The organism is Novosphingobium sp. Sphag1I (assembly GCF_056279125.1).
In genome coordinates this window covers 1-12,435 of the sequence record NZ_JBWBQS010000020.1, presented here as the reverse complement: position 1 = coordinate 12,435, position 12,435 = coordinate 1, and the positions used below count along the sequence as shown (strand labels likewise).

12 protein-coding genes are annotated in these 12,435 nt (G+C 61.9%); 10 read left to right on the top strand and 2 right to left on the bottom strand.

Going from position 1 to position 12,435, the window contains the following annotated elements:
* The first annotated feature begins 68 nt into the window (after positions 1-68).
* The 9 genes from ACZ9HU_RS18975 to ACZ9HU_RS18935 all read left to right on the top strand — a co-directional run bounded on the left by ACZ9HU_RS18975 (position 69) and on the right by ACZ9HU_RS18935 (position 7,841).
* A complete protein-coding gene (locus ACZ9HU_RS18975; protein WP_476107300.1) occupies positions 69-1,037 on the top strand; it encodes an SPFH domain-containing protein in 969 nt (322 codons plus the stop codon).
* Between the two features lie 10 nt (positions 1,038-1,047).
* On the top strand, positions 1,048-1,689 hold the full coding sequence (locus tag ACZ9HU_RS18970) for a DUF4178 domain-containing protein (protein ID WP_476107299.1): 642 nt from the start codon (positions 1,048-1,050) through the stop codon (positions 1,687-1,689).
* Complete coding sequence (locus tag ACZ9HU_RS18965; RefSeq protein WP_476107296.1) at positions 1,686-3,059, top strand: DUF4178 domain-containing protein; 1,374 nt, start codon at positions 1,686-1,688, stop codon at positions 3,057-3,059. The genes ACZ9HU_RS18970 and ACZ9HU_RS18965 overlap by 4 nt, the downstream gene beginning before the upstream one ends.
* Positions 3,056-3,241, top strand: a complete 186-nt coding sequence (locus ACZ9HU_RS18960; protein ID WP_476107295.1) for a hypothetical protein — start codon at positions 3,056-3,058, stop codon at positions 3,239-3,241. Before ACZ9HU_RS18965 ends, ACZ9HU_RS18960 begins: the two co-directional genes overlap by 4 nt.
* Positions 3,242-3,254: 13 nt before the next feature.
* Entirely contained in the window at positions 3,255-3,464 is a 210-nt protein-coding gene (locus ACZ9HU_RS18955; protein WP_476107293.1) for a DUF350 domain-containing protein, read from the top strand.
* A 5-nt stretch (positions 3,465-3,469) separates the two neighbouring features.
* Positions 3,470-5,005 (top strand): polyamine aminopropyltransferase, encoded by a 1,536-nt coding sequence (locus ACZ9HU_RS18950; RefSeq protein WP_476107292.1) that lies wholly within the window; start codon positions 3,470-3,472, stop codon positions 5,003-5,005.
* Positions 4,995-6,620, top strand: a complete 1,626-nt coding sequence (locus ACZ9HU_RS18945; protein ID WP_476107290.1) for an FAD-dependent oxidoreductase — start codon at positions 4,995-4,997, stop codon at positions 6,618-6,620. Before ACZ9HU_RS18950 ends, ACZ9HU_RS18945 begins: the two co-directional genes overlap by 11 nt.
* Positions 6,617-6,982: an adenosylmethionine decarboxylase gene (gene speD, locus ACZ9HU_RS18940; RefSeq protein ID WP_476107288.1), complete on the top strand. Its 366-nt coding sequence runs from the start codon at positions 6,617-6,619 to the stop codon at positions 6,980-6,982. Before ACZ9HU_RS18945 ends, speD begins: the two co-directional genes overlap by 4 nt.
* 85 nt (positions 6,983-7,067) lie before the next feature.
* Positions 7,068-7,841, top strand: coding sequence for a lysophospholipid acyltransferase family protein (locus ACZ9HU_RS18935; protein WP_476107287.1), 774 nt, complete (start codon positions 7,068-7,070; stop codon positions 7,839-7,841).
* On the opposite strand, the gene ACZ9HU_RS18930 is transcribed toward ACZ9HU_RS18935, so the two are convergent.
* Entirely contained in the window at positions 7,818-8,618 is an 801-nt protein-coding gene (locus ACZ9HU_RS18930) for a GNAT family N-acetyltransferase (protein WP_476107285.1), read from the bottom strand. The two genes, ACZ9HU_RS18935 and ACZ9HU_RS18930, sit on opposite strands and share 24 nt — an antisense overlap.
* Positions 8,619-8,767: 149 nt before the next feature.
* Positions 8,768-11,119 carry an autotransporter outer membrane beta-barrel domain-containing protein gene (locus ACZ9HU_RS18925; RefSeq protein ID WP_476107283.1) on the bottom strand — a complete coding sequence of 784 codons (2,352 nt, stop codon included), beginning with the start codon at positions 11,117-11,119 and terminating at the stop codon, positions 8,768-8,770.
* Positions 11,120-11,396: 277 nt separating this feature from the next.
* On the opposite strand from ACZ9HU_RS18925, the gene fghA reads away from it, so the two are divergent.
* Entirely contained in the window at positions 11,397-12,236 is an 840-nt protein-coding gene (gene fghA, locus ACZ9HU_RS18920) for an S-formylglutathione hydrolase (protein WP_476107281.1), read from the top strand.
* Positions 12,237-12,435: the final 199 nt, after the last annotated feature.

The following is a 12,435-nucleotide window of genomic DNA, read 5'->3' as shown; positions in this document are numbered from 1 at the left end:
TATGCTTGCAAGGGCGGTGTCTTACTCTAGAATAACACCTGCTGTCTGACCAACTTGGGATGCGTGACATGTTTGATTTCCTGCGCAAACAATTCATCGACGTGATCGAATGGCAAGAAGCGCCAGGACAGGTTGCATGGCGCGTTCCCACGTCCGGCAATGAAATTCAGAACGGCGCGCAATTGACCGTGCGCGAAGGGCAAATCGCCGCCTTTATGAACGAAGGTCAGGTTGCCGACTATTTCGGCGCGGGCCTGCATGTTCTGGAAACGGCCAATCTGCCGATTCTGACCAATCTGATGAATTGGGACAAGGGGTTCAACTCGCCCTTCAAATCGGACGTGGTGTTCATCAGCCTGAAGGAACAGGCCGGGCGCAAATGGGGCACGCCGCAACCCGTGACTGTGCGTGACGCCGAATTTGGCGCGATCCGTTTGCGCGCCTTTGGCACCTATTCGTTCAAGGTGGCCGATCTCAAACTGTTCGTTGAAAAGGTGCTGGGCACCACATCAGAGGTCTGGGTCGACACGCTCGACACCCAATTGCGCAGCGCCATCGTCACGGCCATTGCCACCGCTTTGGGGGCCAGCAAGATCCCCTTCCTCGACCTTGCCGCCAATCAGCAGGCTATGTCTGACACGATCAAGGTCGAGGTGGACAAGACTTTCGCTCAGTGGGGCCTGTCCTGCCTCAGCTTTTTTGTCGAAAGCGTCAGCCTGCCTGATGAGGTTCAGGCCCATCTGGACAAGGGTTCCTCGATGCGGGTGTTGGGCGATATGGCCGGATATACCCGGTTTCAGGCGGCACAGGCGCTGGACAATCCGGCGTCCGACAGCGGCCTTGCCGGGATCGGTGCGGGGATGGCGGCGGCCAATATGCTTTCCGGTGCGATGAGCGGGGCGTTGGGCGGCGCGGCGGCGCCTGCCGAAGATCCCTTCGCTTTGCTCGAAAAACTGCACAAGCTGCTGACCATGGGCGCGATCACGCAGGAAGAATTTGACGCCAAAAAGGCCGAAATCCTCTCGCGGGTGAAATAAGAGAACGATCATGGCCAACAACGCCTGCCCGCAATGCGGCGCGCCGGTGCCCATGCGCTCTGGCGGCATGCCCTATGCCGTCTGTTCCTATTGCCAGACGGTGATCGCGCGCGACGGGATGCGGGACATCGGCAAGGCTGCCGTGCTGCCTTATGACATTTCGCCGATCCAGCTTGGTACGGGCGGGGCGGTCGATGGCGCGCGCTTTACGGTGGTAGGGCGCGTTCGCTGGGGCTGGGCGGACGGCGCGTGGAACGAATGGCTGATGCAACTTTCCGACGGCACAACACGCTGGCTGGGCGAGGCGATGGGCCAGTTCCAGATCCTGACCGAGCGCGAAGATGTGTCGGCGCGCCTGCCTGCTTCGATTCGGCTGGGGGATGAGGTGGAGGTGGATGGTCAAAGCCTGAAGGCCACTGACGTCAAAACCGTCACCTGCCTTGGCGGCGAAGGCGATTTGCCTTTCCCGACGCCCAAGGATTGGGAGGTCCAGAGCATCGACTTCCGTTCCGCCACGGGCGCGGCCCTGTCGGTTCAGATCGATAAGGTTGGCGCCACCGCCTATGCCGGGCGCTATATCGAACTGGCCGAATTGCGGCCCAGTCGCCTGCGCGCCATCGAAGGCTGGACCATCCCGGAGAACCTGCGGTGAGCCGCGCGATCATCTGCCCTTCCTGCGGCGGCGCTCTGGAGGTCAAGGCGGCCGGTTATACCGTCACCGTCGCCTGCCAATATTGCGGCAGCGTGCTGGACGTGGCCAACCCCGATGTCGCCATCATCAAGGAATATCACGAGGCGGCCCGCCAATTGCCTTTGCCGCTGGGCAGCAGGGGCGTGCTGTCGGGGGTCGAGTGGGAAGTCATCGGCTGGCTGCGTCGTCAGGCGGGGCAATATTCCTGGGGCGAATATCTCCTGTTCAACCCCTATGCTGGTTACCGCTGGCTGGTCCATTCCGACGGGCAATGGCAATTTGGCACGATGCTGACCGACCTGCCCCGCGAAACGGGGCGTTGGGGTGAGGCCCTTTGGCGCGGCGACACCTATTCGGGCGAGGATGAACCGGTTTCGATCCTGACCAGCAAGGTGATCGGCGAATTCTACTGGCGCGTTCAGGCCGGCGAGACATGGGTGGCGCGCAGCTATGAGCGCGGCAATATGTCGCTGTCGCGCGAATGGCGCGAAGGGGAAGAGGTGCAATGGACGCATCTCGTCGCTGTCCCTCAACGGTTGATTGATGCGTTTCGGCGGCCCGAAGGCCCCGATCTGGCGCGCCCGGAACCGACCCGGCCCAAACCGGGCGGCCAAAAACCGGGAGGCCCATCCGATTTTGCCCAGCGTATTTGGGGCACTGCCTATTCCTCCGGCCCGGCGGGGCTGTGGGCCATGGCGATGGTGGCCATGCTCACGACTGTTGCTGCCTTTTTCCTGCTGGCGGGTTTTGCATCAAACGATGCGGGCGTGCGCGGCGGCGGCGGGGTGGTCGTGGATGGTCCGACATCGCGCATGACCATCGGGCCGGTACATCTGACCCGTTCCGCGCAATTCGTGACGGTCAAGGTTGACGCCACCAATTTCACCAACCGCTGGGTCGATCTCGACTACCTGTTGGTCAATCGCGCGACGCAGGCCGCGATCCCGGCCAGCGCGACCATCGAATATTATGCGGGCCGCGATTCCGATGGCAACTGGTCCGAGGGAAGCCTTGAAACCAGCACGCGTTTCAGCGGCGTTCCGGCGGGCGACTATGACCTGATGATCGAGGCAGAGGCCAAGCGCTGGAACGATCCCTCCGCCAGCACCTATTCGACCACCAGTTACACCACCAACCCATGGGGCATCGACACAGCCCAAAGCATTCCGGCACAGGAACAGGAAGTCATCGGCCTGAGCGTTCTGGTTGAACCGGGCGGTTTTCCGTGGGGGCTGTTCTGGATGATCGTGGGCCTCGCCTGGGCGCCATGGGTGATCACCTATGCCTATCGCGCCAGCAAGACCGCCGTTTATGGGGAGAATTACGCATGAGCCGCGGATTGTTGCTGCATATTGCGTGGTGCCTTTTGCTGCTCGGCTTTGCCGGTTGGGCGGGATGGGCCGCGTGGGATCCGTTCGCCGACGGTTCTGCGCAGCACAGTGGCCCGCGCGAACGCACCCATCATCATGGCGGCGGGGGCGTATTCTGGGGCTTTGGCCCGTCGCACAAGTAAGGGGAGGAATTGCATGCTTTCGACAGGTATCATTGCTGCGACCCTGTTTTACGCGCTGCTGGGCATCATCGTTTTTGTGGCCAGTTTCATTCTGGTCGACAAATTGACGCCGGGCGAATTGTGGAAGGAAATCATTGAGCGTCAGAATATGGCCGTGGCCATTCTGGCGGGCGCGGTGGCGCTGGGGCTGAGCATGATCATTTCGGCGGCCATCCATGGGTGATCCGCATGGAAGATGATGGGCAGCCCCCTCTCGGCCATGCGAAAAGCCATGCCGCCATCCTGCTGCTCTCGGTGCTGGTGGTGGCCACATGCGGGCTGATCTATGAATTGCTGGCGGGCACGCTTGCCTCCTATCTTCTGGGCGACAGCGTAACCCAGTTTTCGACCGTCATCGGTTCCTATCTGTTTGCGATGGGGGTGGGGTCTTTCCTGTCCCGCTATGTCCGGCGCGACGAGATCGGCGTGTTCATCCGCGTTGAAATCATGATCGCGGCCATCGGCGGGTGGAGCGCGGCGGGCCTGTTTCTGGCTTTTCCGCTGGCGACGGATTTTCGGGTGCTGCTCTATGCCATCGTGCTGGTGATCGGGGCGCTGGTGGGGTTGGAAATCCCGCTGCTGATCCGCATCCTGCGCTCGCGCTTTGCCTTTCGCGATCTGGTGTCCAATGTGCTGACCTATGACTATGTCGGCGCGTTGATTGCTTCGTTGGCCTTTCCATTGCTGCTGGTGCCGCAATTGGGGATGATCCGCACGGGGCTGGTCTTTGGCCTTGCCAATGTGGCGGTCGCGGTGGCTTTGCTCTTTGTGTTGCGGGGGACGCGGCGCGTTGGGGGCGATATGGCGGCGGCACTGATGGTCACGGCCAGTCTGATCGCGGGCCTGTTCATGGCCGAGCGCATTCAGCGTTTTTCCGAAATCGCCTATTATGGCGAAGGCGTGATCCATGCCCGATCGACCCCCTATCAGCGAATCGTGCTGACCCGCCGGGGCGAGGATCTGCGGCTCTATTTGAACGGCAATCTGCAATTTTCGTCACGCGATGAATATCGCTATCACGAAGCTCTGGTCTGGCCCGTGCTGGGGCGAGTGGCCAATCCGGCGCGGGTGCTGATCCTTGGCGGAGGCGATGGTCTGGCCGCGCGCGAGGTTTTGCGCGATGGGCGGGTGCGTTCAATCCATCTGGTCGATCTGGACCCGGAAATGACGCGGATGTTTCGGCAAACACCGCAACTGGCCGCGCTGAATCGGGGTTCGCTCTCCAACCCGCGCCTGAGCGTGGAAAATGCCGATGCCTTTCGCTGGGTGCGCGAGGCGCGGGGGACTTATGATGCGATTCTGATCGATTTTCCCGACCCCACCGAATATTCGCTGGGCAAACTCTATACCGTCAGTTTCTATGCGCAGGTCGCCCGCCTGCTGGCCCCCAATGGGGTGATGGTGGTGCAATCGACCTCGCCTCTGGTCGCGCCGCGCTCTTTCTGGACCGTGGCGCAGACGCTGGAAGCGGCAGGTCTTTCGACGCGCGGCTATCACACCTATGTGCCCAGCTTTGGCGAATGGGGCTTTACGTTGGCGGCCCATACGCCGCCGGTGGGGCCTGCGCATCTGCCGGGCGGCCTGCGTTATCTCAACCCTGTGTCCGAACCGCTGATGTTTGATTTTCCGCCCGATATGGCGCGGCGACCTGCTCCGGTAAACCGCCTCGACAATCAGGCGCTGGTGCGCAGCTTTGCCGAGGAATGGAGCCATTATGAGGGGTAATCGCCCCCTTTGGCGGCGGCGTGATGTCATGGCGGGCGGGGCGGCGATGACCTTGCTGGCCGGTTGCGACCGAGCGCAGGAAGCGCCTTTCCCCGGCGCGCTGTTGGGGCCGGATATGGCGCGCGGCCATGCCATCCGCGATGGCAAATTGCCCCAGTTCGATGGTCAGGAGGAGCGCATCCCTCTGGTCATTGCCGGCGGCGGCATCGCGGGGCTTGCGGCGGGCTGGCGGTTGGCGGAGGCCGGTTTTCGCGATTTTGCGCTCTTTGAATTGGAAGATGTCGCGGGCGGGAATGCGCGCGGCGGGGCCAATCATGTCACGGCCTATCCATGGGGGGCGCATTACCTGCCCGTGCCCAATCGCGAGGCCAAGGCGCTGATCCATATGCTGCGCCAGTTCGGGATGATCACGGGGCAGGATGCGCAAGGCGCGCCCACCTATGATCCGCTCCAGCTTTGCGCCGATCTGGAGGAGCGCCTGTTGTGGCGCGGCAAGTGGCAGGAAGGGTTGGTTCCGACCACCGGCCTGTCGGCGCAGGATAGCGCGCAATGGCGGCGTTTTGACGCGATGATGGAGGCATTTCGCAAAGCCGTTGGCCGCGATGGGCGCCCCGCTTTTGCCAGCCCGTCGGCCTTGTCCAGCCGGGATGAAGATTTTGCCGCGCTGGACCGTATCAATTTCGCTGCATGGCTGGCGGGGAACGGTTTTACTTCGGCGCCGCTGTTGGCCCACCTGCGCTATTGCTGCCGCGACGATTATGGCAGCGAACCGGCGCAGGTGTCGGCATGGGCGGGCATTCATTATTTCGCCGGGCGCAGGGGCTGGGCCGCCGATGGCGTGAGCGATAGCGAATTGACCTGGCCCGAAGGCAATGCCCGACTTGCCCGCCTGATGGCGCAGCGTCTCGGCGGGGCGATCAGAGCGCGCCACAGCGTTACGCATGTTGTCAGCGATGGAGACGATGTGCTGGTCGATGTGTTCGACCATGGCGCCAATGCGGCGCGGCGTATCCGGGCGCAGGCGGTGGTTCTGGCCATGCCCGATTTCGTGGCGCGTCATGTGGCGCCAGATTTTGCGGGCAAATCGGGTTTTACCTATGCGCCATGGGTGGTGGCCAATGTGGCGGTCTCGCGTATGCCATGGGGCAATGGCGTGCCTTTGGCATGGGACAATGTTTCGGCCACCAGCGCCAGTCTGGGCTATGTCGTAGCCAATCATCAAACTTCCTCGGTCAGCGACGGGCCGGGCGTGCTGACATGGTATCAGGCCCTGTCGCAAGGCGATCCGGTAGCGCAGCGCAAGGCGTTACTATCCCGCCCTTTGCAGGAATGGCAGGCGATTGTGGCCAATGACCTTTTGGCCATGAACCCCGAATTGCAGGGGCGGATAGAACGGATTGATGTCTGGCGCTGGGGCCATGCGATGGTGCGGCCGGTGGCGGGTTTTCGCAGCGATCCGGCGCGGATGGCGGCACAGGCGATGGATGGCCCGGTGTTTCGCGCGCACTCCGACCTATCGGGCCTCTCCTTGTTTGAAGAAGCGCATTACCACGGCGTTCTGGCGGGCGAACGCGCATTGGCGCGATTGGGGCATGGTGTGGAGAGCCTGTTGTGATTCCTGCGCCCGCCACCGGCCTGCATCTGATCGCCGATCTGGCGGGGTGCCATGGGTTGTGCGATGTGGCGCTGATCGAGGCGGTGTTGCGAGAAGCGGCGCAGGCGGCGCATGTTCACGTCCTGTCGGTCCACCTCCATCCCTTTGGGCCGGAACAGGGGGTGACGGGCGTGGCCCTGTTGGCCGAATCGCACATCTCCATCCATTCGTGGCCCGAGGAAGGTTTGGCCGCCATCGACATCTTCGTATGCGGTCCACAGGCCGATGCCGAGGCCGCGCTTGCCGTCATCGTGCAAAGGCTGGGCGGAACGATCCGCCACCGCGAAGCAATCCCCAGATTGGGTGCAAGACCGGCGCGTTAGGTTGGGTGGCCTTGCGGGATTGGTCATCACAATGTCATAGAGGGCGGGTTTGGCGGGAATTTCGCAGTTTCGAACGGGGTATCGGGTGAATTGGGGCAAAGTGGCGCGTTGGCCGGGTTATATGCGGATGGCGGTTGGCGTGACGCTGTTTCTGGTTTTGGCTTTGCCGTGGCTGGCGATGCCGGCCCATTGGGGTGCGCGGCGTGGTCTGGCGGTGATGGCATGGCGCCTGCTGTTGCGAAGCTTTGGGATCAAGGTGGTGGTGCATGGGGCGCCTATGCCCGCTGCGGGCACGCTGTATGTCGCCAATCATATCAGCTGGACCGACATTCCGGTGCTGGGCCTGGTCACGCGGGCCGCCTTTGTGGCCAAGGACGATATTCGCGGCTGGCCGGTGATCGGGCGGTTGACCACGGAATATGGCTGCGTCTTTGTCGAACGTGAAAGGCGCGGGCGCGCCGCCGCGCAGGCCGCCGAACTCGCCAGCCATTTGGAGGCGGAGCGCGGTCTGGTGTTGTTTCCTGAAGGGACCACGGGGCTTGGCGACGGCGTTCTGCCCTTCCGCTCCAGCCTGTTCGCTCTGGTGCCGGGCATAGGCGAAGGGACGGCGCGGGTGCAGCCGATCACGCTGCGCTATACGCATGGCGATGGCACGGCATTTTCGCCGCAGGATCAGCGCCGCATTGCCTGGATCGGGGATGATGAATTGCTGCCCCATGCACTGCACCTGGCTGGCATGGGGCGTATCCGGGCGGAAGTCTGGTTCGAAGAGCCGATCGAGGCGGGGGACCGCAAGGCTTTGGCCCGCGCCTGTGAAGCCTCGATCGTCGCGCGCTTAAGCAGCGGCGCTGAAGCGTGAGGCATAGCGGTCCGCGATGAGGTCGACCGGCATGACCACGAACACATCGACCGTGTTGAACGCATGGTCGATAAAGGCGCCGTCACCAAACCGCGCACCCACCCGCATATAACCCTTTACCAGCGGCGGAAGCTGGAACATGGCGCGGCGTTCGTCATAGGAACCGCGCGGCAGGCGTTCCATCGACACGCCTTTGCCCGGCAGGACGTGCGGGCATTGGTCAGGCGCGGCCAGATGGTGGTGATAGAGATAGGACAGGGCAGGGGCGTAAAGGTCGGGGTCGGTGCCCGGAAAGCTGGCGCAACCGAACATCAGTCCGATCTGATTGGCCTTGATATAATCGGCAATCCCGCGCCACAGCATAGAGATCGTCGCGCTGGTGCGATATTGCGGCAGCACGCAGGACCGGCCCAGTTCGAGCAATTCCTTGCCATCGCCATCACGGGCCATCAATCGCGACAGGTCATATTCGCCGCCGGAGTAAAAGCCGGAATGCGCCCGCGCCACGCTTTCGCGCAGCAGGCGGTATGTGCCCACCACCGCATCGGCAGAGGCCGCGCCCGCATCGATCAGCGCCTCGTCAATGACCAGCAGATGGTCGCACAGCGCGTCATAGGCATCGCGGTCACAACGCAGCGCCGCATTAAGCGGATCGGCGTCAGCGCCCATCTCTTCAAAAAACACACGCCACCGCAAATGCTGGACCGCATGAAGGTCGTCACCATCACGGGCAAGGCGAACAGTCAGTCGGCGGCTCGGCAACATCTGGGCGGTCATGGCGTCTCCTTCCGCTCTGAATAGGCGGTGGAGGTGACATGCTCATGGCGATTGCGTGATGCTTGTGTGACAGGCGCATGGGCGCGGCCAACGAAAAAGGGCGGCACCGACGCGCCGCCCTTTCACGAATTTCAATTCAGATCAAAAGATCAGAATTCGAGGCGGATGCCCAGATTGACACCATGCGCCATGTAATCGGTGCGATAGGTGCCCTGATAGCCGATGAACAAAGCACCGGCGTCGTCGAACACGATGTTGACGCCGGCATTGGCATCAACCTGGCTCTTGCCCTGGGCCAGGCCGGTCACAGTGAACTGGGTATCAGCCTGTGCGTTCATCAGCGCCGTCACGGTGTTGCCCGCGCCCGACATCCGCGAACGATAGGTGGCCGACGCATAGGGACGGAACATGCCCTTGGCACGAGTGAGCGATACACCAGCCAGCAGTTCTGTACGATCCGCGCTGATGCTGTTGACGGTCAGGTTGGCCGCGCCAGCACCGGTTTCGGTGAAGCTCTTGATCTTGCCCTTGTTGAAGTCAATGCCGACGAAGGGTTCGATGGCCAGACCACCGGCCTTCAGCTCAAAACCAGCCTTGGCGGTGGCCTTGAACAGATCTTCGCCCGCCGATGCCGAGGCCGAACGGGTCGAGGCGCCGATCGTGATCGCCTTGGTCGTGCTCAGCTTGCCCATGTGATAGCTGGCAATACCGGTCAGGTGCAACGGGCCGAAATTCTTGCCGACATAGGCCGCAACGGCATAGTCACGGTTCGTACCGCTAAGGCTTTTGGGCGCATAATGCAGCTTGTCCCACGACAGGCTGACGGCAAGGCCATAGACATGGTTGGGGCCAGAGAAGTCATAACCGGCCGCAATCGCGGTCAGCTGGTCACGGGTGCGATAACCACCAACGGTCGATGCCGTCGACGAGAAGCTGCCCTGCATCGAAGGCGTCAGCCACCAGCCGTCTTCAGGGTGATCGCTGTTCTGATCCTTCATGCGCATGTCGATGGTGCGATGGAAAATGTTGGCCTGATCGCGCAGAGCCGTCGCATAGGCCAAATAGCCTTCGGGCGAAATCTGGTCGAGAAACAGCTTGGCATCCGAAGCGTTCAGAATGTCCACCGTGCCCAGCAGCGCGGCGGCGTCCGAACCGGTGTTGGCCGTGGCCGTCACCAGCAGCTTGTCCAGCCCCTTGGAAACGGCGATCTGGTTGGCGTTGGCCCCATTGGCGGCCATGACCGTGGCATAGGAATTGTGGTTGGCGACGAATTGATAATCGGTGCCGCTGGTGCTGGTTACGGCGCCGACCTTGGTAAAGGTCGTGAACAGCAGGTTGGTGCCATTGTTGACCGTGATCGTCGAGAAATCGCCGCTCATTCCACCATCGGCGTGGATCACGCTGAACACCGTGCCGGTGGGATAGAAACCCGCCGTGACGTTCAGATTAAGCGTGCCGTTCAGCGACGCCGTGCCGGTGGTGTAAAGTTGGCTGTAGGTGGTGCCGGCCGTCGTCGTCGCGCTGCCTGCGGGGGTGACCGCGATGTTCAGCGTGCCGTTGGCGCCCTGAATGTAATTGCCATAGACGGTGACCTTGGCAGGTGCCGATGCGGTGCCGATCCACAACTGGCTGTTGGTGATCGACCCGTCGGTGTTGACCGTCGTGTTGTTGTTGGTCAGCGAAGAGATGCCGCCGGTCGTATAGTAATAACCGACGCTGCTGCCCGAATAGAGGTACATCGTGCCGGCGTTGGACAGCGTGGTTGTATCACCCGTGATGAAGGCACCGGTGTATGTGCCGGTCGATCCATTGGTAAAGGACACGGAGTTGGACGTGCCGCTTGTCGATGAAACGGGCGATTGGCTGAACGTACCGGTGAAAATGCCATTATTCACGGCCGTGATGTTGCCGCTGGCGGTGACGGCGCCGGTAAATCCATAGGTCGTGTTGTAATTATAGAAATAGGCGCGGTTGGTCCCGGTGTTGGTGCCATAGACAATGTTGCCCGTGACCGCGGCCGTTGCCGAACTGTTGTTGATAAAGGTGCCGTTGACGCCAAAGTTGACCGCCGGCGTGCCTGCACTGGCGGTCAGCGCAGCATTGTTGGTGACGGTCGAATTCGCACCCACACTGATCGCGCCTGCGCCTGAAGTGCTGCTGGTCGAGGTGATCGTGCCATTGTTGGTGATCGTGGCGTTGTCACCATATTGAACGCCATAGACGGCGCCCGTGTTGGTCACCGTACCGGCGTTGGCCAGCGTGCCGGACGAGCCGATCACCAGCGGAGCGGTAACGCTCGATCCCGATGTGACAGAGACATTCACGCCCGAGGCCGTGTTCGTATAGGCGGCCGAGGTGCCCGAGCAGGTAACAGTGGTTCCGCTGGCCGTGCAATCGGCCCAGGCGACACCGGGCGTCATCAACGCGGTGGACGCAAGGGCAATGGGCGCGAAACGGCGCGCGCGGGTGGTGCGGCTGAGCAAGTTAATCGACCGGGCCATGTCCGTGTCTGTCCTTCGTCTTTCGAATGTCTACCCCAAATCGGGCGAGTGGCGCTCGCGCAGTGAACGCCGGATGAATGAGATGTTGCGGGAGGTGCAGGGAATAGCGGCCAAAGGCAAGGGGGAATAAGATGAACGGAGCACCTGTTCCCCTTGAATAAGCAGCGAACAGTACAGTATGCCCGATTATACGAAGTAAGATTCCTTGTTTGGCAGGGATGCTGGCATTTCCCCCTTAGTGCTAACGGGGTGGCCATGGAGCAGGAAGAGGCATGACATGACGCTGGAAACCATCAGTACCAACCGCAGTTTCGGCGGAACGCAGGGTGTGTATGCCCATGATTCGTCGCAAACCGGCACGCGCATGGTCTTTTCCGTCTTTGTGCCTGACCATGAGCCGGGCCAGCGATTGCCGGTCCTTTGGTATTTGTCCGGCCTGACCTGTACCCATGCCAATGTGACGGAAAAGGGCGAATTCCGCCGGGCCTGCGCCGAGGCGGGCGTGATATTTGTGGCGCCCGACACGTCGCCGCGTGGTGACGATGTGGCCGATGACGAAGCCTATGACTTTGGCAAAGGCGCTGGATTCTATGTCGACGCAACGCAGGAGCCTTGGGCCAGGCATTTTCGCATGCGCTCTTATATCGAGAGCGAATTGCCCGCGTTTTTGGCCGAGAATTTCCCGGTCGATTTGGGGCGTCAGGGCATCACAGGCCATTCGATGGGTGGCCATGGCGCGCTGACCATCGCGTTGCGCAATCCTGAGCGGTTTCGCTCGGTGTCGGCCTTCGCCCCGATCGTTTCGCCGCTGTCATGCCCTTGGGGTGAAAAGGCGCTGGGGGGCTATCTGGGCGATGATCGGGCGGCGTGGCGCGCGTATGACGCGGTTGCCTTGATCGAGGACGGCGCGCGATTGCCCGACCTTTTGGTAGATCAGGGAGAGGCTGATGGCTTCCTTGAGGGGCAGCTCAAGACGGCGTTGCTGGTCGATGCCTGTGAGAAGGCTGGTCAGCCTGTAACGATCCGGACGCAGCCGGGCTATGACCATTCCTATTACTTCATCTCGACATTTATGGCCGAGCATGTCGCATGGCATGCGCAGAGGTTGAAGGCCTGATCGGCGTGAGGCGGCGCGGGCCTTGCTGCGCCGCCTCAACATGTTGTGAAAGGGGGCACGGATTTCGCCGGCCGTGACTGGGCCTGCAATCGCATTGTTGTCGAAAAGGCGGGAGCGGGCGAAGGGATTCGAACCATTCAGCGGAGCCGCTTGCGGCGCAGCGCATCAAAGATTTCAGAGGGTTCGCCTCGGCGCAGGC

Coding starts and splice junctions, on each gene's coding strand:
- ACZ9HU_RS18950 (WP_476107292.1), top strand. CDS start 3,470: ATGGAAGATGATGGGCAGCCCCCTCTCGGCCATGCGAAAAGCCATGCC.
- ACZ9HU_RS18930 (WP_476107285.1), bottom strand. CDS start 8,618: ATGACCGCCCAGATGTTGCCGAGCCGCCGACTGACTGTTCGCCTTGCC.
- ACZ9HU_RS18975 (WP_476107300.1), top strand. CDS start 69: ATGTTTGATTTCCTGCGCAAACAATTCATCGACGTGATCGAATGGCAA.
- ACZ9HU_RS18925 (WP_476107283.1), bottom strand. CDS start 11,119: ATGGCCCGGTCGATTAACTTGCTCAGCCGCACCACCCGCGCGCGCCGT.
- ACZ9HU_RS18970 (WP_476107299.1), top strand. CDS start 1,048: ATGGCCAACAACGCCTGCCCGCAATGCGGCGCGCCGGTGCCCATGCGC.
- ACZ9HU_RS18960 (WP_476107295.1), top strand. CDS start 3,056: ATGAGCCGCGGATTGTTGCTGCATATTGCGTGGTGCCTTTTGCTGCTC.
- fghA (WP_476107281.1), top strand. CDS start 11,397: ATGACGCTGGAAACCATCAGTACCAACCGCAGTTTCGGCGGAACGCAG.
- ACZ9HU_RS18945 (WP_476107290.1), top strand. CDS start 4,995: ATGAGGGGTAATCGCCCCCTTTGGCGGCGGCGTGATGTCATGGCGGGC.
- ACZ9HU_RS18955 (WP_476107293.1), top strand. CDS start 3,255: ATGCTTTCGACAGGTATCATTGCTGCGACCCTGTTTTACGCGCTGCTG.